Below are 19,229 nucleotides of genomic sequence, written 5' to 3'. Positions count from 1 at the left end.
GCGGCTAGGGTGAGCCTTCCCGCGAAGGTGTCGGAACAGGAGCCCCCATGCCGCAGATCACCGTCGAACGCTCCCCGCGCCTCGACCACGTCGACTGGGAGCGGTTCGCGCTCGCGCTGCACCCGGTGGTCGTGGAGACGGCGGCGGCCCGCGTCGAGGCGTGCAAGACCCGCGTCCTGCGCACCGAGGACGAGGCGGTCGGCGCGGAGGCGGAGGGCCACGCGATCGTGAACGTCTCCCTCGCCCTGCTCCCCGGCCGCACCGAGGAGACGAAGGCACGGCTCACCGAGGCCGTGGTGGAACTGCTCCGCGAGTACGTGGAGCCGGTCGAGGGAGTCACCCTGCACCTGTCGGCCGAGGTGCGGGAACTGGACGCGTCGTACCAGAAGGCCGTGGTGGCCGGTTAGGACGCCAGGGAGATCAACCGGGCGGCGAGGTCCCCGAAGGGCCCGTCGCCCGGCTCGTCCTTGAGCACGCGCCGCAGGACCGCCGTCATCTCCTCGTCGTAGGCGGCGCTGACGGCGGCCAGCGCGGCGAAGTCGTGGACGAGCTGCGCCTCCAGCTCACCGCGCGGAATCCGCCGCCCGTCCAGCCAGATCAGCGCCGTCGACTCGGCCAGCGAGATCCACGACCGGATCACCAGCTCAAGCCGCGCGGACGGCGCCTCGACCCCGAGATGCGCCAGGATCTGCTCGTAGGCGGCCTGCCGTACGGAGTCGATGAGCGCGTTGGTCGTCGACGAACCGACGGCCGGACCACCGCGCATCAGCGCCGAGAACCCCGGCCCGTGGTCGTCGACGAAGTCGAAGTACCGCCGCATCACCCGCAGCAGTCGCGCCCCCAACGGCCCCTCGTGCGGTTCCCTGAACCGCCCCGCGAGATCGTCCGCGGCCCGCTGCAACGCGGCCTCGTACAGGCTGAGTTTGCCGGGGAAGTAGTGGTAGACCAACGGCCGCGAGATCCCGGCGGCCGACGCTATCTCGTCGATGGAGACCTCGTCCGGGGACCGACGGCTGAACAGATCGAGGGCGACGCCGATCAACTGCTGCCGACGCTCCTCGACTCCCATCCTGCGACGCACCCCGGTAGTCATGGGCACACCTTACCGATCGGTTCCGGCCCCCAACGGACCGGATCGACCAGTCATGCCCACAGTTTCCTCACATGTCCAACACGAGTCGATCACTCCTCGCCCGGGAGACGCAGATCAGCATCGAGTCCGCGCGTTCCCCGTCCGTCAGCAGTTCGTCGCGGTGGTCCACCTCGCCCTCCAGGACGCGCTGTTGGCACGTTCCGCACCAGCCCTGTTCACAGGAGGAGAGGGTCTCGGGCAGTTCGGTGCGGACGGCGGTCAGCACGCTGGTGTCGGCGGGGACGGTGAGGGTCCGGCCGCTGCGGCGCAGTTCGACCTCGAACTCCCCGCCGCTGGCGGCGCGTGGCGTGAACCGCTCCGTGCGTACGGACGGCACGCGCTCCTCGACGGCGGCCATCAGCCCCTCCGGCCCGCAGCAGTAGACGGCGGCTTCGGCGGGGACGTCCGCGAGGAAGGCGTCCAGGTCGGGGCGCCCGTCCTCGTCCTCGGCGACGACGGTGACCCGGCCGCCGCCCGCGGCGGCGCCGAGCTTCTCGACCTCCTCCAGGAACGGCATCGAGGCCCGGCTCCGACCGCCGTACAGCAGCCGCCAGTCGGCGCCTTCGGGCAGCGCCCGCAGCATGGGCAGGAGGGGGGTGATGCCGATGCCCCCGGCGACGAAGACGTACGCGTCGGCCGCGACCAGCGGGAACCGGTTGCGCGGCCCGCGCACCTCCAGCTCCATCCCCTCCCGCACCTGCTCGTGCACCTCGCGCGAGCCGCCCCGGCCGTCCGGGACGAGGCGGGTGGCGACGGTGTAGGAGGAGGTGTCCTCGGGGTTGCCGCAGAGGGAGTACGGCCGCACCAGGCCGGAGGGCAGGACCAGTTCGAGGTGCGCGCCGGGCTCCCAGCGCGGCAGGTCGTGGCCTTCCAGGCGGAGTTGGACGACGCCGTCCGCGATCTCCTCGTGGGCGGTCACGAGGAGGGACGGCGTCCGGGGGGCGGTGGGGCGGGACGCGGGCGTGGCGGGGTGGCGGCGTCGGCGTGCCCGTCGTACGCACAGCGCGGTGACGGTGACGGCCGCGACCGCCGTCCCCAGCTTCGGTATCGGCAGCTTCGGCATCGGCATCGGAGGGCTCCCTGCTCACCAAGACTTGTTAGACGAGCTGTCAGCATACTGACGAGTAAGGACGGGGGAAACCCTCAGGAGCGCTGGCTTCGCCGGTGCTCAGCTCAGCCCTTCCACCGTCCGCCCGTCCGTCAGGGCCCCCGTCAGCTCGGCCCGGGCGCCCGCCTCCGCCTCGGCGGTCAGCAGGTGGCCGCGCGCGGACGCCTGGATGCCGCCCTTCGCCCGCACGGACACGGTGTCCCGGTCACCGGCCGCCAGCAGGTACCAGTCACCCGCCGTCGACTTCCACAGCACCCCGGCCAGCACGTGCGGATCGCGCGCCCCGCACGCCGGACTGTCCTGGGCCTGCGCCGCCACCGCCCCGTACCGGCCGCCCGGCGTGCGGAACTGCGCCAGCACCCGCGCCCCGCCGCCCCGCCAGGTGTCGGCGCGCGTGCACACCCACGCCGCCGAGCCGCTCGCGTCGGGCAGCGGCTGCTCGGTGAACCGCCAGGCGTTCACCGACCGCACCCCGCTCCCGCGCACCGCCCCCAGCGAGCAGGCGTACGGCGCCCAGGAGCGCAGCTCCTCCGCGCCGCTCGCGTCGTGCGTCGCACCGGGGTGGCCGGTGGTCAGCCGGGCGGGCACCAGCTCACCGAGGTCGGTGGTCACCCGGGTGCCGGAGGCGTCGGTCAGCTCCAGCGCGTTCCACGAGGCGCAGGCGCCGCTCCGGGCCGCCGGGCTGGCCAGCGGTGAGGTGACACCGTCGGCCAGGGTGAGGTCCATCGCGCCGGAGCCCGGCTTCAGCAGGTCACGCTCGGCCGCGCCGGTCACCCACGGCGCCGTCAGATAGCGGACGTTGCCGTCGGCGCGCGCGAGGACCACCGCGCCCGCGTCGGCCCGCGTCGCGCCGTCGACCCGGGCGAGGTCGAGCGCGGCACCGGTCGTGCCGTCCTTCGGCTCGGCGTACCGGACGATCCGCAGACCGTCGTAGAGGATCACCACCCGGGCGGCGTCCACCTCGCCCGCGTACAGCAGTTGGGGCGGTCCGGAGGGGCCGCCGGACGGGGTGCCGGGGGTGGCGGAGACCTGGACCGTCTCGCCGGGGCGGGCCCAGACGGCGAGGGCGCGGCGCAGCAGGGCCTTGTCGCCGGTGAGGGCGCCGCGGGCGGGCCACACGGAGAAGTCGGTGCGCGCCGACGTACGCCACGCGCTCGGCGCGACCCGGGTGAGCTGGCCGGGGTCGAGGGCGGCCTGCGCGGCCGGGTTGCGGGCGTACGGCGGGGCGGCGGCGCCGTCCGGGGCCCAGCCGTCGCCCGGCAGTCCGAGCAGCGCCCCGCACACGGCGACGGCGGCAGCGGCGGCGAGCGCGGCCTTCAGGTGCTGGCGGCGGCGCATCAGGTCGGTGGGCCGCGCCTGGAGCGAGCAGGGGTCGAACTCCGGCGACTCAAGCAGCGCGTACCGCGCCGGTACCCCGTCCGCCTCCCGCAGCGCGGCGTCGGCGTCGCTGACGCCCGCGTCGGTGAGGACCGCCCGTACGTCGCCGTCCGGCAGCTTCTCCAGACCGCGCAGCACGTACGCGGCCCGCGCGGGGGAGTCCAGCGCCGACAGTTGCTGGTCGAGGGCGAGTTCGTCGGCGCCGCCGGAGCGCGGGAAGAGCCGGAGCCCCCAGACCTGGGGGAGCGGCATCGGCAGTTGCGCCCGCTTGGGCCACGCCCGGAACGTCCGCGGCAGCCCCGCCTCCAGCGCCGTACGCAGCACCCGCAGCCGCACGAAGGCGTACCCCGGGTCGCCGTCCCGGCCGCTGGACTGGGCCGGGATCACCGGCGCGGGCGTCCGCCCCCGGGGCAGCGCGCGCTGCACCAGCGCGTGCGCGGTGAGCACCCGCCGATTGCGCCCCAGCCGGGGCGGCAACACCAGATAGGCGAGCCTGACCAGCCGCGGGTAGTGCTCGACGAGCGCGGCCTCGGCCTGCTCGACATCGACGACCGGGTCGGCGGGGGCGGGGCGCGGGGCGACATCCTGTGACTGCACGCCCAGCGCAACGAACGAGGGGGCGGTTGGTCACCCGAGGACCGCCGGGCGCCTACTCCCGGGTGGCGCCTAGGTGTATTGGCCCGTGAGGTTGGGAACGCGGCTGGCGGGTGGCTGACCTCTCAGCGCGGTGTGTCCGCGGTGGTGATTGTAGGTGTGCAGCCAGTTGGGGAAGGCGTCGCGTCGTTCCTGTTCCGAGCGGTAGGGGCGGGCATAGGCCCATTCGTCGAGCAGGGTGCGGTTGAACCGTTCGACCTTGCCGTTGGTCTGGGGCCGGTAGGCGCGCGTGCGCTTGTGCGTGATGCCGGCTGCGGCCAGGGCATCGCGCCACAGACGGGACTTGTAGCAGGAACCGTTGTCGGTCAGCACGCGCTCGACGGTGACCCCGCACGAGGCGAAGAACGCCTGCGCCCGCCCCCAGAAGGCGACGGCGGTTTCCTTCCTCTCGTCAGTGAGGATTTCGCTGTAGGCCAGGCGGGAGTGGTCGTCGACGGCGGTGTGCAGGTAGCTGTAGCCAGCCCCGCAACGCCTCCTTCGGCCCGCCTGGCGCCCCAGGACCTTGTGGCCGCCGCCGTCGGGGATGTTGCCGAGCTTCTTGATGTCCACATGCACCAGCTCGCCGGGACGTTCCCGTTCGTAGCGGCGTATGACGTGGCCGGTGGCCCGGTCCAGGTGCGTGAGGCGGGCCAGGCCGAAGCGGGTGAGCACCCGGTGGACGGTGGAAGGAACCAGCCGCAGCAGGCCCGCGATCCGCGCAGGTCCCCAGCGGCGCAGCACACGGACCTTGATGATCCGCCGCTCGGTGCGGGTCGGGGTCCGCCGTGGGCTGGTGTGCGGGCGGCTGGACCGGTCGGCCATGCCCGCCTCGCCGTGCTGCCGGTAGCGGTCGGCCCATCGCTTGGCGGTGCTCACGGAGACTTGGAAGCGTTCCGCGGCCCGCCGCAGGGGCCAGTGGTCGTCCACGATGCAGCGGGCCAGGCGCAGTCGTCCGGTCTCGGTCAGGGGTGCATTACGGTGGGGCACGAGGGCCTCTCTGGTCGCCGGTGCAGATCTCGCAATCCACACCGAGCCAGAAGGCCCTCACCCATTTCAAGATCACACATCAGTGATCGCTGTCGCCAACCTCCGTGGACAGAACACCTAGGGCGTGTTGCGAAAGTCCCGCCTGCCGCCCGACGCCCGGCACGCACTCTCGCCGCACCGGACGAAAGCCCACGTACAACCAGTACGAGGGCTTCCGCCCGGCACGCCGAGAGCACGCACCGGACGCCGCTCGGCCCGCCCTCCGGGCGGACGACGGGACTTTCGCAACACGCCCTAGTGGTCCGGCTCGACCAGCAGGCGCGCGTAGTTCGCCATCGAGCGCTGGTAGCGGGGCAGGTGTGGGGCCAGGGCGGCCAGGGCCAGGGCGAGGCCCTCGCGGTCGCGGCCGAGGGTGGACAGACACAGGGCCAGGGTGGCGCGTACGGCGTCGTCCAGCTCGTCGGAGGGGGCGTCCAGTTCGGGGGTGAGGAGGGCGACGGCCTCCTCCGCGTGGCCGGTGTTGCGGAGGGAGCTGGAGAGCTGGATCTTGGCGCGGCGGCCCCGGTAGCCGTCCAGGCCGCGGGACAGGGCCTCGCGGTAGAGGGGTACGGCGCGGTCCGAGTGGCCCGTCGAGTCCCAGGCGCAGGCCCGCTCGAAGGGGGCCAGCGGGCTGTCGGCGGGGAGTTCGGCGGCGAGCGCGTCGATGGTGGCGCGGAAGTCGGCGGCGTCCCAGGCGTCCGGGTCGGCGTCGAAGGCGGTCCATGCCGCGGCCACGCGGGCGTCCCAGCTCTGGTCGGTCAAGGGGTTCTGGTCCATCGGGGCACCCTCGCACACCCGGCCCGGCATTGAGCAGGCGGTGCCCGGCGCCCGTATCGAAGTGCGGCACGCGTGTGCGTTCCCGCACTGGACCCGGAGGAACAGATGAGGCTGACCCGACCGATGCTCGCCCTGGGCGGCGCCGCGCTGGCACTGGCGCTCGTGGGCTGCGGCGCCGACGGCGACGAGGACGCCGTACCGGAGACGGCGAGCGGCAGCCTGGAGCACCTGGCCGCCGAGGCGCGGTGCGAGCCGGACATCCAGATCGATGCCGACGAGTTGCGGCAGGCGCTCTGCGAGGGGGCGGCCGACAAGTACGTCCTGCTGACCTTCGCCACCGACCGGGGGCAGCGGGAGTGGATCAACGAGGCCAAGGACTACGGCGGTTACTACCTCGTCGGGCGGAAGTGGCTCGCCGTCGGGCACGAGGACGTGGTGACGCGGCTGCGGGCCACGCTGGGCGGGGACATCGAGGTCGGCGCCGATCACTCCGGTGCCGATCATTCTGGCGCCGGTCACTCCAGTGCCGGTCATTCCGGTGGGCACGGGGGGCACGCAGGCTGAGCACGCCGAAGGGGGCGGCGGGAGGTGTGGTGTCTCCCGCCGCCCCCTTCCCGGTACTACTCGCAGTCCTCACCCGTGTTGATGCACTCCACCACCCGGTTCATCAGGTCCTCGTCCATGACGTTGATGAAGTCGTTGTGGTCGGTGATCGGCTTGTGGAGCTGCTCCGGGAAGCCGTCCACCGCGAACGGCGCCCGGACCTGCCCGTTCTCGATGGTCGGCGCCGGGACGTCGTACACCAGCCGGACCTGGAGCTGCGGGATGGCCTGGAAGCCCTCCGGGCAACTGCCGTCCTCCTGGACGAAGGCCACGTGGTCGCGGTGGTTGGCGCTGTCGATGTTCTGGCCGTCCCAGCAGCTCTGGAAGTTGGCCGTGCGCACTACCTGGCTGCCCTGCGGGCAGATCGGGTACTTGTCGCGTAGCTGGCGGTCCTCGAAGCCGGTGCAGCTCCACGCCGCGTTGGCGTTCGCGTCGCCGTTGGTGAAGGCGTTGGCGGCGCCGGTGATGATGCGCAGGAACTTCGGCATCGCGACGACGTCGCCCTGCTTGCTGCCGACGAAGCGGATCTCGGCCTGGCTGGCCTTCACCACCCGGCCGACGTTGCCTTCGAGGCCACCGCCCAGCTCACCGGCGTCGAACTCCTGGGTGCCGTCCTGGACGCGGATCACCGGCCAGTAGTACGTCGACTTGTCCGCCTGGTTCTGGCAGGAGGTGTCGGCGTTCGCCAGGTCCTCGTCGCTCGCGAAGGCGTCGTTGCCCTGGTTGCCCACGTAGTCGTGGAGGTGGTGGGCGCCGTTGTCGACACCCGGGGCGACGATCAGGTTGTCGGTGTTGAACTTGTTGTTCTCGTTCACGCCGCAGACCGTGGTGAACGAGCCCTGCGACCCGGAGTCGCCGTTGGCCGCGAAGCCGTTGCCGTTCGACGGCGGGGTGTTGGGCTCGACGGTGGTGATGTCGACGAAGTCGTCCGCGAAGGGGCCAGCGGCGCCGTTGCCGTTGTCGCCGACCTGACCGCCGTCGCCACCGCCGCCGTCTCCACCGCCACCGCCGTCGCCCTGGCTGGGCTCCGCGCTCGGGTCCTGGCTCGGCGGCTGGCTCTCCGGTGGCGTCTGGCCGCCACCGTCGGTGACCTCGTCGCCGCCCATGCCCTTGCACTCGGCGAGCTTGCCCAGCCACTTCGGCGTGTAGCCGCCCGCGCGGCGGACGTTGATGCCGATGCGGTCGATGGTGGCGGTGCGCTTGGACTTCAGCGGACCGAGGATGGCGTTCTGCACGAAGGCGGGGTCGCCCTGCTGCGCCTGGCGCGTCGACGCGAGCCGGGCGTACGCCTCGGTGATCTGCTTGTCGAGGTTCGCCAGCTCCCTGGCGACACCGTTGCGCGCCCGCCGCGGCACCTTCCGCAGCCGTTCGCCGACGTCCGGACAGGAGATCGTGGCGATCTGCGCGCCCGTCGTCCCGGCCCGGGTCTCCGCCTTGTTCGACTCGTGCGCCGAGGCGTAGAAGTTCGCCCAGACCAGCCCGCCCCCACCGAGCGCTAGGGCCGCCGATGCGGCTATGGCCTTGGTGGCCAGCGGCGTACGGCGTTTTCTCGTGTTGCGTCCCATGGAACTCCTCTGACTTCCTTGCGGGGCATCCCTTGCGGGGCAGCGAGGCGCCCGACAGGAGTGAAGCGGCGCACTCCCATACGGAGGCGGTCCCACCGGTGTTCAGCCGTCGCGGAAATTGCCGGGGGATTCGTGGGTCACTCGTGTTTCAACTGCCGTATTCATACGGGGAGTTGTTGATCGGGTGCGGGCGGTGGCGGCTCCGGTGGCCCGTCGGACGTACCGTGGGCCGCATGGAGATCTGGATCAACCCGGCCTGTTCCAAGTGCCGCGCCGCCGTCAGCCTGCTCGACGCCGAGGGGGCCGAGTACACCGTCCGCCGCTACCTGGAGGAGGTGCCGGGCGAGGACGAGATCAGGGAGGTGCTCGCCCGCCTGGGCCTGGAACCGTGGGACATCACCCGCACCCAGGAGGCCGCCGCCAAGGAACTCGGCATCGGGCGGTGGCCCCGGGACGCGGAGGCGCGGGACCGGTGGATCGCGGCACTCGCCGAGCACCCCAAGCTGATCCAGCGGCCGATCATCACCGCGGACGACGGTACGGCGGTGGTGGGCCGGACGGAGGAGGCGGTGCGCGAGGCGTTGTCGCGGCAGCGGTGATCCAGTGGGGCGGGTGTGACGCAGGTTACGTGCGTACGTCGCCGTGACCACTGAGTAACCTCGTTCGAGATCTCGTACATAGCGGCGTACGCTCCCCGACCTCTCTTCAGGAGGCGCGCATGTCGCGTAGGAGAAATCCCAGGAATCCCAGAAATCCCAGGAAACTCAGAAGACTCAGCACGAGGAAGAAGATCTCGCTGCTGGTGACCGCGGCGGCGGTGGCCGGGGGCGGTGCCTTCGCCCTGGCGAGCACCTCGAACGCCGCCCAGTCCGCCGCCGACTCCACCGTCTGCCAGGGGCTGGCCACCGCCCTCGGCAACAACCAGCGGTTCATCGCGGACCAGCGGACCAACCCGGACGCGCAGTCGGCGGCGCGGATCGCCAACCGCGAGGCGGTCGTCGCCGAGATCGAGCGCAAGCAGGAGGCGTCCGGGTGCGTGGCGGGCGAGGCGATCGGGGGGTCGGCTCAGGACCCCCAGGCCGCGGCGCCCGCGGAGTCCGCAGCGCCCGCCGGGTCCGCAGCGCCCGCCGCACCCGCGGAGCCCGCGGCGCCCGCCGGTCAGCAGGTGTGCAACGGCTCCACCGTCACCCTCTCCGGCGAGGGCGGCGCGCCCGCCGCGTCCAGCAACCAGTTCCCGGCCGGGACGAAGCTGAAGGTGACCAACCTGGACAACGGCAGGTCCACGACCGTGCAGGTCACCTCGGTCTCCGGCAGTTGTGTGCTGCTGAACGACGCGGCCTTCGAGCAGGTCCGCGAACCCGGCAAGTTCCTCATCCGCCGGGCGGTCATCGAGAAGGTGGGCTGAGGAACACGACGGCGCGGCGAGGTGGTGTCGGGGGGCTCCACCTCGCCGCGCTCCGCCTCGCCGCGCCCCACCTCGCCGTGCGCCCTCCCCGGTCCCCGGCGCCGTATTCCCATCGCATACGAGCGGTACGAGCCGTCGTACGGCCGTCCCGGCACGGGTGCCGGTCGGCGGCTGTCGGCGGGAGGCGGTGTACGACGCCCCGCCTCACGGCGTGAGGTCGGCCACACGACCACCAGGTAACACGGGGTTCACAAACGGGCAATGATCGGGAAATCGCCTGTTGACAGGCTGCCGGGCACATGAGCGCGGCGCCCCAGTGCCGCAGCGCCGCGACACCTGCAAGCGCGCCCAGACCCACCCCGAAGGAAGTGGCCCGTGACCTTCAAGGCTGAGTACATCTGGATCGACGGCACCGAGCCGACGGCCAAGCTCCGTTCCAAGACGAAGATACTGGCCGACTCAGCCAAGGGTGCCGAGCTGCCGATCTGGGGCTTCGACGGGTCCTCCACCAACCAGGCCGAGGGCCACGCCTCGGACCGCGTGCTCAAGCCGGTCTTCTCCTGCCCGGACCCGATCCGCGGCGGCGACGACATCCTGGTGCTGTGCGAGGTCCTCAACACGGACATGACCCCGCACTCCTCCAACACGCGCGCCGCGCTGGCCGAGGTCGCGGAGAAGTTCGCCGCCCAGGAGCCGATCTTCGGCATCGAGCAGGAGTACACCTTCTTCGACGGCTCCCGCCCGCTGGGCTTCCCCGAGGGCGGCTTCCCCGCCCCGCAGGGCGGCTACTACTGCGGTGTCGGCGCCGACGAGATCTTCGGCCGTGACGTCGTCGAGGCGCACCTGGAGAACTGCCTCAAGGCGGGCCTGGGCATCTCCGGCATCAACGCCGAGGTCATGCCCGGCCAGTGGGAGTTCCAGGTCGGCCCGCTGGCGCCGCTGGAGGTCTCCGACCAGCTCTGGGTGGCCCGCTGGCTGCTCTACCGCACCGCCGAGGACTTCGGCGTCTCCGCCACCCTCGACCCCAAGCCGGTCAAGGGCGACTGGAACGGCGCGGGCGCGCACACCAACTTCTCCACCAAGGCGATGCGTGAGGGCTACGACGCGATCATCACCGCGTGCGAGTCGCTCGGTGAGGGCTCCAAGCCGCTCGACCACGTCAAGAACTACGGCGCGGGCATCGACGACCGCCTCACCGGCCTGCACGAGACCGCCCCGTGGAACGAGTACTCCTACGGCGTCTCCAACCGCGGTGCCTCGGTGCGCATCCCGTGGCAGGTCGAGAAGGACGGCAAGGGCTACATCGAGGACCGCCGCCCCAACGCCAACGTCGACCCGTACGTGGTGACCCGCCTCCTCGTCGACACCTGCTGCTCGGCGCTGGAGAAGGCCGGTCAGGTCTGATCCACCCCGACTTCCGCGACTTCCGCGACTTCCGCGCGAGGCGTCCACCGGTCCGGTGGGCGCCTCGCGTCGTGGGGGAGGGCGTCTGCTGACGGCAGACGGGGGTACCGCGTACGTGGCCCGACCAGGCAGCATCACCGGCATGAGGCTACTGACGCTGGGCGGTACGGAGTTCGTGGGGCGGGCCGTGGTGGAGGCGGCGCTGGCGCGCGGCTGGGACGTGACCGTGTTCCACCGGGGACGGCACCTGCCGCCCGCCGGGGTGCGGTCGCTGCACGGTGACCGCACCGACCCGGACGGACTGGCCGCCCTCGCCCGGGGCGGCACCTGGGACGCCGTGGTCGACACCTGGTCGGCGGCGCCGCGCGCGGTGCGGGACGCGGCCCGGCTGCTGCGGGACCGGGCGGGGCGGTACGCCTACGTGTCGAGCTGCTCGGTGTACGCCTGGCCGCCGACCGCCGGGTACACCGAGGACGCGCCGCTGGTCGAGGGCGCCTCCGCCGACGCCGACGCCACCGCGTACGCGCGGGACAAGCGCGGCGGTGAGCTGGCCGCGCTGGACGCCTTCGGCGCGGACCGGTCGCTGCTGGTGCGCTGCGGGCTGATCCTCGGGCCGTACGAGAACATCGGCCGACTGCCGTGGTGGCTGAACCGGACGGCCCGCGGCGGCCCCGTGCTCGCGCCGGGCCCGCGTGACCTGCCGCTCCAGTACGTCGACGTCCGCGACCTGGCGGAGTGGACGCTGGACGCGGTGGCGGGGGCGCGGAGCGGGCCGTACAACCTGGTCAGTCCGCCGGGCCACACCACGATGGGCGCCCTCCTCGACGCCTGCGCGGAGGCGACGGGCGGGGCGGCCGAGCTGCGCTGGACCGACCCGGAGGCCGTACTGGCGGCGGGCATCGAGCCCTGGACGCAGCTCCCGGTGTGGGTGCCTCCGGCCAGCGAGCTGCACGGCGCCGTGCACGGGGCGGACGTCTCCCGGGCCGTCGCGGCGGGCCTGCGCTGCCGTCCCGTGACGGAGACGGTCGCCGACACCTGGGACTGGCTGCGGAGCATCGGAGGCACCGCCCCGCAGCGCCCCGACCGGCCGCCGGTGGGGCTGGACCCCGAGGTGGAGGCGAAGGTGCTCGGCGGTTGACGGACGATCGCTCTGTTCGAATTCACAGCGGGCTGCGTGAGCCTCAGGAGCCCGCCTCGAAACACCGTCAATTCCGCCGTTCACCAGCGGATTTGAGGTGGGCTCAGGCATCGGCGATTGTCAGTGGTGGGCAGTAGACTGTAAGCAGTGTTCGAGAGTTCCGGCGGGGCCTGCGCCCCCGCCGGGGCTCTGCCCGCGACAGGAGGTTGCCTGTGCCCGCTGCCGCCCTCAAGCCGTTGCCCACCCAGTCCACCGCGAGGCGTCCCGTCCAGCTCGACCTGCCGTACGCGCCCGTGGAGAAGCGCCCGCTGCCGCCGGGCCGACCCCGCGAGTGGTACATCACGCACAACCGCCGACTGAAGGCCATGCGTCTGGCGATCGCCCTGCTCGACTCGGGCGTCTACGTGCCGAACCAGGCGCGCAACGAGAAGATCCGCAGCACCGCGGCGCTGATCGGCGTACACCCGCCGTCGGACACGACGTGCCACATGGTGCGCGCCCTGATCCGCTACAGCCGCTGAACGAGCCCGCCCCGCACCCGCGTCCGGTGCGGGGCGGGCACCCGGCGCCGCTCCCTACCCCGCCGCCAACTCCCGCTCCAGCGGCGTCCGGAACCGCGGCGTGACCCTGGTCTCGCCCACCCAGGCCCGCAGCCGCTCCGCCTCCGCGGCGATCGCGGCCTCGGCGTCCCGGCCGACGCCCGCGCGGTCGAGCACCCGCCAGACGACCTCACCGTCCGGCCGCTGCGCCCAGCCGCCCACGATCCGCCCCTCCCACCACACCGTGGGCCCGACGTTGCCGCTGCGGTCGAACAGGGCGGGACGTATCTCGGGGTCCAGGAACCCGTCACGGTTGCGCCACCCCATGGCGGTCGGATCGAGGGCGGGCAGCAGCGCGGCCGAGGGCGGGGCGCCGCCGCTGACGGTCTCGGCGTCCCCGGCCACCACGTACGCGGGCCCCTCGTCCACCACCACACGCTCCGCCCCGATGGCGCCGAGCGCCCGCCGCACCGCGGTCACCGGCCACCCCGTCCACCACTTCAGGTCGTCCTCGGTGGCGGGCCCGCACGCGCCCAGCCAGCGCCGCAGCAGCTCGGCCTGCGCCTCGGCGGCGTCCAGCTCGGGGTGCGCGGGCGCCAGCGCCCAGCGGAACTGGCTCGACGTCCAGGACCCGAGCGGGCGCCCGCGGACCACCTTCCCCTCCACCCCGAGCACCCGCAGCAGCCGGGTGGAGACGGTGTGCACGCCCTCGTAGCTCTTGCCCGCCGAGTGCGTGAACCGCTCCTTCAGCCGGGGCTCGTCCCGCGCCAGCTCCGCCGCCGTCGCCTGCCCGCGCCGGGCAAGCGCGGCCAGCGTCGACGCCTCCACCTCCGCCAGCCACGCCGCGTCCGGCGCCCCGGCCTTCGCCATGTCCTTCAGCAGCGAGGCCCGCTCCCGGGCGGCGACGGCGAGACCGGTCGACGCGTGCACGACGGCGGTCAGCTCGGCCGGGAACACGAACACGGTGTGCCGCATCCCGTGCATCCGCACCAGCGTCCGGTCCTCGTACAGCGCCCGCTCGGTCTCCGCGACCGTCTTCCCGGGCTCCGCGAGCCGCGCGCCCAGCGCCAGGTACACGGTCGCCGGGTCGGTGCCGTGCAGGGCCACCAGCCCCCCGGCCACCTCCTCCGGGCTCCCGCCGCGTACGCCCACCCACTGCCGCCGCACCAGCCGCGCCCGCCGCTCGCCCACCCCGACGTAGGGTCCGTCAGCCACCGCCACACCCGCCTCCACCGTCCGTCGTCCGCGTCTCCTGTCCCCATCCTGCCGCCCCCCACTGACAAATAGAGCTGCGCCATTCCACGCCCCCAGCGCTACCCTCAGGGACACCAATCGCCCAACTCATCTCAGGGGGAGGCCAGTTGTGAACGCAGTCGTGTTATCGGGGGCGGCCGTCCTGGGCGTCCTGGGAATCGGGAACCACATGTACTGGCTCGGCGCGGCGGCGCTGCTCTACGTGTACGTGAAGTACGGGCGGAGCGAGGACGCCAAGACGGGACCTCCGTCGGCGGGCGGAATGCCCGGCACCTACCAGGCGTACCGCAAGCGGCGTGACCAGCAGGCGCGCTGGGAACGGCGGTACCGCAGGGAGCGGCCGTTCGAGGCGCGTCGCCAGCAGCGGGAGCGCAGCGGCCGGTGACGGAAGGTATCGGCCGGTGATGGATCGTACGGGCCGGTGACGGGTCACAGGCCGGGGGCGCCCCAGAGGGGGAACCAGCGGCCCAGGTCCTGTTCGACGCGCAGGTCGTCCGCGAGGGCGGCCTTCGCCTGGAGTTCCAGCGCGTGGTCGCGTCGCCGTTGCCCGGAGCCGCCGGGCAGCGGCGCGAACGGGTAGAACGTGCCGCGTTTGTAGAGGTAGACCAGGGCGAGACGGCGGTCGCCGTCGCCGTCCTGGAAACCCACGAGGGAACAGAGCAACTGCGGACCGAAGCCGTTGGCCTCCAGGGAGCTGTTCACGGCGTGCAGGTCGTTGACGAGCTGCGGCAGCTCCTCGGGGGAACGGCGTGAGACCAGCCACGAGTAGCCGTAGTCGTCCCGCGCCAGCTCCACCGGCGCGCCCCGGCGGTCGGCGTCCGCGTCGAGCAGGGCCCGCACCTCGCGGTGCACCTGCTCGAAGGCGGCGCCCTCCACCGTGGCGAAGCACACCGCGCCGTGCCCGGTCGGGGTGAGCAAGGCCGCGGCCTGGAGGGTCACGGCGGCCGACGGCAGCGCGAAGAGCTGGTCGAGATCGGGCGCGACGGGCCTGGTACGGCCCAGCAGGATATCGATCAGCCGCCCCATGTCACCGCCCCGTCCCCGTCCCCTCGCCCAGCTCCGCCGACATCCGCCCGAGCTGCTCCAGCCGCTCCTCGAGCGTGGGGTGAGTGGAGAACAGGCGGGCGATGCCCGGCTCCCGGCCGAGGGCGGGGGTGAAGTAGAAGGCGTTGAACGCCTGCGCCGTCCGCAGGTCCCTCGTCGGGATGCGCGCGATGTCGCCGGTGACCTTGGTCAGCGCGGCGGCCAGCTCCGAGGGGCGGCCGGTGAGCTGCGCCGCCGCCCGGTCCGCCGCCAGCTCCCGGTACCGGGACAGCGCCCGGATCAGCAGGAAGCTGATCGCGTACACGGCCGCGGAGACACCCATCACGGCCATGAACACGACCGCGGTGTTCTGGTCCCGCCGTCCACCGCCGAACAACTGCGAGTAGAACGCGAAGCGGACGATCAGCCCGGCGATCACCCCGAGGAACGACGCGACCGTGATCACGGCGACGTCCCGGTGCGCCACGTGCGACAGCTCGTGCGCGAGCACCCCCTCCAGCTCCCCCGGCTCCAGCCGCCGCAGCAGCCCGTCGGTCACACAGATGACCGCGTGCTCGGCGTTCCGCCCGGTGGCGAACGCGTTCGGCATGTCCATCGCCGACACGGCCACCACCGGTTTCGGCATGTCCGCCATCGCGCTCAGCCGGTCCACCACCGCGTGCAGCTCGGGATACTCCGCCCGCTCCACCACCCGCCCGCGCATCGCGTACAGCGCGATCCGGTCGGAGAACCAGTACTGCGCCCCCAGCAGCCCCGCCGCGACCACCACGACCAGCACCCACGACTTCAGCAGCACCAGCAGCGCGGCGATGAACGCCACGTACAGCAACCCGAGCAGGAACAGCGTGACCCCCATCCGAAGGGTCAACCGCCGATCGCTCCGGAACCGACTGCGCATGTGCACCACCCCGCAGACCTGAACAAGCCCACGCACTCCACTGCCAGTGTGCACCTACTCCCACGCAACGGGGCAAAAACGCCGTACTCCCGCTACGTCACCGCCTACCGGGACCCCACCACCGCACGACCTGCCCGGCCCAGACCCGCAACCGCTCGTCGGGGTCGTTCACCAGTCCCGCCGCCGCCCGCAGCACCACGCCGTCCCCACGCGCCCGCAGCAGCCGGAACGCCGCCCTCCGCACCGACGCGGGCCGCTCCGGCGCGAGCCGTGCGGTCAGCTCCGCCACCGGCAACGCCCCCGCACCGGGCAGCAGCGCCCGCGCCGCCTCCCGCACGACACCGGGCACGGGGTCGTCGAGCAGCGGCAGCAGCCGCCGTACGTCCGCCACGTCCAGCACCCGCAGCCCCGCCACGGCACCGGCCCGCACCCCGCCCACGGGGTGAGCGAGCAACGGCCACAGCAGTACGGCGTCGGCGCGCTCCCCGCACTCCGCGAGCCCGACCGCCGCGCCCGGCGGCAGCGCGGGGTCGGCCGGGTCGGCGCACCACGCCCGGTACCGGACGCGGGGGTCGCCGCCGTACTGCCGTACGACGTACCGCGCGCAGGCCCGCACCATCGCCGCCCGGTCGACGAGGAACGGCACCGCCGCCTCCGGCCGCCCCGCCGCCCGCAGCGCCGTCACCCCGGCCGCCCGCACCCGCGGCGCCCGCGCCCCGAGCAGCGACGGCAGGACGTCGTCGTCGTACGCCCCACCCTCCCGTACGGCGGCCAGGGCCGACTCGGCGCACAGGTTCTGGACGACGACGTCCTCGTCCCGGGCGGCGGTGCGGGCCAGCTCGGCGGGGGAGAGGAGCCCGTCCTCGACGGCCAGGCGGTACGCGTACCGCCGTACGGACCGTTCCGCCGCGTCGAACAACGCGGTGCGACGCTCACGCGGCAGCCCGCGCAGCACCTCGCCCAGCAGACCGACGGCGTGGGAACCGCGCTCACGGCGGCCGACGCGCAGGACCAGCGGGGCGAGCGCCACGGCGGCGTCGGCGTCGAGGGACGCGCGCAGCACCTCGCGGGCCCGCTCCCGCACCGGCGCGACCCAGTCGGCGCACCGCACGACGACCAGCGGCGACAGCGCGGGCCGCTTGGCCGCCGGGATCAGCGCCGCCTCCCGGACCCGGCCGTCCGGATGGCACAGGGCGAGCGCGAGGCGCCCCTCGTCCAGGGCCCCGACCTCCGCCAGCCTCGGCAGCTCGCCGGGCCACCACCAGGAACGCACGGCCAGGTCGAGGCCGGTCCAGGCGGCCGGGTCGGTCACGTCGAGGGCATCCCGCAGGGACACACCCCGCGCCACCCGCAGCGCCGCCTCACCACCGCCCCTGATGTCCTCACGCACCCCGCACACCCCCACCTCGAACAGCCCGTTCACCGGGAGGGTAGGCCTCGCGGGGCCCCTCGGTCGCGGCCATTACCCCCGGAAGTCCGCGTATCCCAGCAGCAGGATCACCGTCGCCATGAAACCGAACACGATCACCACGGACACCCACGGCGACCTCTCGCCCCGTATCCGCCCGCTCCCGCGTCCGCGGAGGCGGCGTCCGTGACGCCGTCCGTCCGGCTCAGGGCGGAACGGGACAGGGCCCGGCGGGTCGTGCTTCCAGCGTTCGGCGAGCATCCGGGCCCGCGCCGAGGGCTCCTTGTGCACGGCCTCGTCGGCCCACTTGATGTCGAACTCCCGCTCGGAGTCCCCCTGCTCGCTCATCCCCGTTCGCCTCTCCCCACGATCCGTCGTTCCCCCACCAGGATCCCCCACCCACGCCGTTCGCGGCAGACAGGGGCCCGGAAACGCCCGAGGGGCGCCGCCCGGGGAGATCCGGGTGACGCCCCTCGGGGTGCCGGTCACACGTCGAAGTACAGCTCGAACTCGTGCGGGTGCGGGCGGAGCTGGAGGGGGGCGATCTCGTTGGTGCGCTTGTAGTCGATCCAGGTCTCGATCAGGTCGGGCGTGAAGACGTCGCCCTGGAGCAGGAACTCGTGGTCGGACTCCAGGGAGTCCAGGACCGCGGGGAGGGAGGTCGGGACCTGCGGGACGCCCGCGTGCTCCTCGGGGGCCAGCTCGTAGAGGTCCTTGTCGATCGGCTCGGCGGGCTCGATCTTGTTCTTGATGCCGTCCAGGCCCGCGAGGAGGAGGGCGGAGAAGGCCAGGTACGGGTTGCCGGAGGAGTCCGGCGCGCGGAACTCGACGCGCTTGGCCTTCGGGTTCGAGCCCGTGATCGGGATGCGCATCGCGGCGGAGCGGTTGCGCTGCGAGTAGACCAGGTTGACCGGGGCCTCGAAGCCGGGGACCAGGCGGTGGTAGGAGTTCACCGTCGGGTTGGTGAAGGCCAGCAGCGACGGGGCGTGCTTGAGGATGCCGCCGATGTAGAAGCGGGCGGTGTCCGACAGACCGGCGTAGCCCTGCTCGTCGTAGAACAGCGGGTCGCCGTTGCTCCACAGCGACTGGTGGACGTGCATACCCGAGCCGTTGTCACCGAAGATCGGCTTCGGCATGAAGGTCGCGGTCTTGCCGTTGCGCCAGGCCACGTTCTTCACGATGTACTTGAAGAGCTGGAGGTCGTCGGCCGCGGCGAGCAGCGTGTTGAACTTGTAGTTGATCTCGGCCTGACCGGCGGTGCCCACCTCGTGGTGCTGGCGCTCGACCTTCAGGCCGGACCGCTCCAGCTCCAGGGAGATCTCGGCGCGCAGGTCGGCGAAGTGGTCGACCGGCGGGACCGGGAAGTAGCCGCCCTTGTAGCGGACCTTGTAGCCGCGGTTGTCCTCCAGGGCGCCGGTGTTCCAGGCGCCCGCCTCGGAGTCGATGTGGTAGAAGGACTCGTTCGACGAGGTGGCGAAGCGGACCGAGTCGAAGACGTAGAACTCCGCCTCCGGGCCGAAGTACGCCGTGTCGGCGATGCCCGTCGACGCCAGGTACGCCTCCGCCTTCTTCGCCACGTTGCGCGGGTCACGGCTGTACTGCTCGCCGGTGATCGGGTCGTGGATGAAGAAGTTGATGTTCAGCGTCTTGTCCCGGCGGAACGGGTCGACGCGGGCGGTGGTCAGGTCGGCGCGGAGCGCCATGTCGGACTCGTGAATGGCCTGGAAGCCCCGGATCGAGGAGCCGTCGAAGGCCAGTTCCTCGGTCGGGTCGAACGCCTCAGCGGGCACCGTGAAGTGCTGCATGACGCCCGGGAGGTCGCAGAAGCGGACGTCGATGAACTTGACGTCCTCGTCCGCGATGAACTTCTTGGCCTCGTCGGCGTTCTGGAACATCCAGCTCCTCCTACTCCCGACCG

General features: G+C 72.7%; 20 protein-coding genes. 8 read left to right on the top strand and 12 right to left on the bottom strand.

Annotated features, from left to right (window positions below; all coding sequences use genetic code 11):
- Nucleotides 1–47 precede the first annotated feature (47 nt).
- Nucleotides 48–407: a 5-carboxymethyl-2-hydroxymuconate Delta-isomerase gene (locus ACFQZ6_RS09785; protein ID WP_381606712.1), complete on the top strand. Its 360-nt coding sequence runs from the start codon at nucleotides 48–50 to the stop codon at nucleotides 405–407.
- Here ACFQZ6_RS09785 and ACFQZ6_RS09780 read toward each other — a convergent pair.
- From ACFQZ6_RS09780 to ACFQZ6_RS09760, 5 genes are all read right to left on the bottom strand, one after another.
- Nucleotides 404–1,093: a TetR/AcrR family transcriptional regulator gene (locus ACFQZ6_RS09780; protein WP_381606710.1), complete on the bottom strand. Its 690-nt coding sequence runs from the start codon at nucleotides 1,091–1,093 to the stop codon at nucleotides 404–406. The genes ACFQZ6_RS09785 and ACFQZ6_RS09780 overlap by 4 nt on opposite strands.
- 67 nt (nucleotides 1,094–1,160) lie before the next feature.
- On the bottom strand, nucleotides 1,161–2,195 hold the full coding sequence (locus ACFQZ6_RS09775) for a PDR/VanB family oxidoreductase (protein ID WP_381618187.1): 1,035 nt from the start codon (nucleotides 2,193–2,195) through the stop codon (nucleotides 1,161–1,163).
- Nucleotides 2,196–2,300: 105 nt separating this feature from the next.
- A complete protein-coding gene (locus ACFQZ6_RS09770; RefSeq protein WP_381606709.1) occupies nucleotides 2,301–4,214 on the bottom strand; it encodes a hypothetical protein in 1,914 nt (637 codons plus the stop codon).
- Nucleotides 4,215–4,283: 69 nt separating this feature from the next.
- Nucleotides 4,284–5,237 (bottom strand): IS481 family transposase, encoded by a 954-nt coding sequence (locus tag ACFQZ6_RS09765; RefSeq protein WP_381606707.1) that lies wholly within the window; start codon nucleotides 5,235–5,237, stop codon nucleotides 4,284–4,286.
- 294 nt (nucleotides 5,238–5,531) lie between these two features.
- The gene (locus ACFQZ6_RS09760) at nucleotides 5,532–6,053 is read right to left on the bottom strand and encodes a tetratricopeptide repeat protein (RefSeq protein ID WP_381606705.1); all 522 of its coding nucleotides are present in this window, start codon (nucleotides 6,051–6,053) and stop codon (nucleotides 5,532–5,534) included.
- 105 nt (nucleotides 6,054–6,158) lie between these two features.
- Between ACFQZ6_RS09760 and ACFQZ6_RS09755 the strand changes: the two genes are divergently transcribed.
- Entirely contained in the window at nucleotides 6,159–6,617 is a 459-nt protein-coding gene (locus ACFQZ6_RS09755; RefSeq protein ID WP_381606703.1) for a hypothetical protein, read from the top strand.
- Between the two features lie 56 nt (nucleotides 6,618–6,673).
- Here the strand turns inward: ACFQZ6_RS09755 and ACFQZ6_RS09750 are convergent, their stop codons facing one another.
- Nucleotides 6,674–8,221 carry a DUF1996 domain-containing protein gene (locus ACFQZ6_RS09750; RefSeq protein ID WP_381606701.1) on the bottom strand — a complete coding sequence of 516 codons (1,548 nt, stop codon included), beginning with the start codon at nucleotides 8,219–8,221 and terminating at the stop codon, nucleotides 6,674–6,676.
- Nucleotides 8,222–8,454: 233 nt separating this feature from the next.
- Between ACFQZ6_RS09750 and ACFQZ6_RS09745 the strand changes: the two genes are divergently transcribed.
- The 5 genes from ACFQZ6_RS09745 to ACFQZ6_RS09725 all read left to right on the top strand — a co-directional run bounded on the left by ACFQZ6_RS09745 (nucleotide 8,455) and on the right by ACFQZ6_RS09725 (nucleotide 12,689).
- Complete coding sequence (locus ACFQZ6_RS09745; RefSeq protein WP_381606700.1) at nucleotides 8,455–8,820, top strand: arsenate reductase family protein; 366 nt, start codon at nucleotides 8,455–8,457, stop codon at nucleotides 8,818–8,820.
- Nucleotides 8,821–8,939: 119 nt separating this feature from the next.
- Nucleotides 8,940–9,626: a hypothetical protein gene (locus ACFQZ6_RS09740; RefSeq protein ID WP_381606699.1), complete on the top strand. Its 687-nt coding sequence runs from the start codon at nucleotides 8,940–8,942 to the stop codon at nucleotides 9,624–9,626.
- 375 nt (nucleotides 9,627–10,001) lie between these two features.
- On the top strand, nucleotides 10,002–11,030 hold the full coding sequence (gene glnII, locus ACFQZ6_RS09735; protein ID WP_381606697.1) for a glutamine synthetase: 1,029 nt from the start codon (nucleotides 10,002–10,004) through the stop codon (nucleotides 11,028–11,030).
- 142 nt (nucleotides 11,031–11,172) lie between these two features.
- Complete coding sequence (locus ACFQZ6_RS09730; protein ID WP_381606695.1) at nucleotides 11,173–12,168, top strand: SDR family oxidoreductase; 996 nt, start codon at nucleotides 11,173–11,175, stop codon at nucleotides 12,166–12,168.
- Nucleotides 12,169–12,380: 212 nt separating this feature from the next.
- The gene (locus ACFQZ6_RS09725; RefSeq protein ID WP_381606693.1) at nucleotides 12,381–12,689 is read left to right on the top strand and encodes a hypothetical protein; all 309 of its coding nucleotides are present in this window, start codon (nucleotides 12,381–12,383) and stop codon (nucleotides 12,687–12,689) included.
- A gap of 54 nt (nucleotides 12,690–12,743) precedes the next feature.
- On the opposite strand, the gene ACFQZ6_RS09720 is transcribed toward ACFQZ6_RS09725, so the two are convergent.
- The gene (locus ACFQZ6_RS09720) at nucleotides 12,744–13,922 is read right to left on the bottom strand and encodes a winged helix DNA-binding domain-containing protein (RefSeq protein WP_381606691.1); all 1,179 of its coding nucleotides are present in this window, start codon (nucleotides 13,920–13,922) and stop codon (nucleotides 12,744–12,746) included.
- A 148-nt stretch (nucleotides 13,923–14,070) separates the two neighbouring features.
- On the opposite strand from ACFQZ6_RS09720, the gene ACFQZ6_RS09715 reads away from it, so the two are divergent.
- Entirely contained in the window at nucleotides 14,071–14,346 is a 276-nt protein-coding gene (locus ACFQZ6_RS09715) for a hypothetical protein (protein ID WP_381606689.1), read from the top strand.
- Nucleotides 14,347–14,390: 44 nt separating this feature from the next.
- Here ACFQZ6_RS09715 and pspAB read toward each other — a convergent pair whose 3' ends face one another.
- The 5 genes from pspAB to glnA all read right to left on the bottom strand — a co-directional run bounded on the left by pspAB (nucleotide 14,391) and on the right by glnA (nucleotide 19,206).
- On the bottom strand, nucleotides 14,391–14,987 hold the full coding sequence (gene pspAB, locus ACFQZ6_RS09710; RefSeq protein WP_381606687.1) for a PspA-associated protein PspAB: 597 nt from the start codon (nucleotides 14,985–14,987) through the stop codon (nucleotides 14,391–14,393).
- Nucleotide 14,988: 1 nt separating this feature from the next.
- The gene (htpX, locus tag ACFQZ6_RS09705) at nucleotides 14,989–15,903 is read right to left on the bottom strand and encodes a zinc metalloprotease HtpX (RefSeq protein WP_381606685.1); all 915 of its coding nucleotides are present in this window, start codon (nucleotides 15,901–15,903) and stop codon (nucleotides 14,989–14,991) included.
- 97 nt (nucleotides 15,904–16,000) lie between these two features.
- The gene (locus ACFQZ6_RS09700; RefSeq protein ID WP_381606684.1) at nucleotides 16,001–17,326 is read right to left on the bottom strand and encodes a hypothetical protein; all 1,326 of its coding nucleotides are present in this window, start codon (nucleotides 17,324–17,326) and stop codon (nucleotides 16,001–16,003) included.
- A gap of 39 nt (nucleotides 17,327–17,365) precedes the next feature.
- The gene (locus ACFQZ6_RS09695) at nucleotides 17,366–17,659 is read right to left on the bottom strand and encodes an SCO2583/SCO2584 N-terminal domain-containing protein (protein WP_381606682.1); all 294 of its coding nucleotides are present in this window, start codon (nucleotides 17,657–17,659) and stop codon (nucleotides 17,366–17,368) included.
- 137 nt (nucleotides 17,660–17,796) lie between these two features.
- The gene (gene glnA, locus ACFQZ6_RS09690) at nucleotides 17,797–19,206 is read right to left on the bottom strand and encodes a type I glutamate--ammonia ligase (protein WP_381606681.1); all 1,410 of its coding nucleotides are present in this window, start codon (nucleotides 19,204–19,206) and stop codon (nucleotides 17,797–17,799) included.
- Between the last annotated feature and the right edge of the window lie 23 nt (nucleotides 19,207–19,229).

This window comes from Streptomyces flavalbus (assembly GCF_042674625.1).
Classification (GTDB): domain Bacteria; phylum Actinomycetota; class Actinomycetes; order Streptomycetales; family Streptomycetaceae; genus Streptomyces; species Streptomyces flavalbus.
This window is presented reverse-complemented; position numbering and strand designations above follow the sequence as displayed.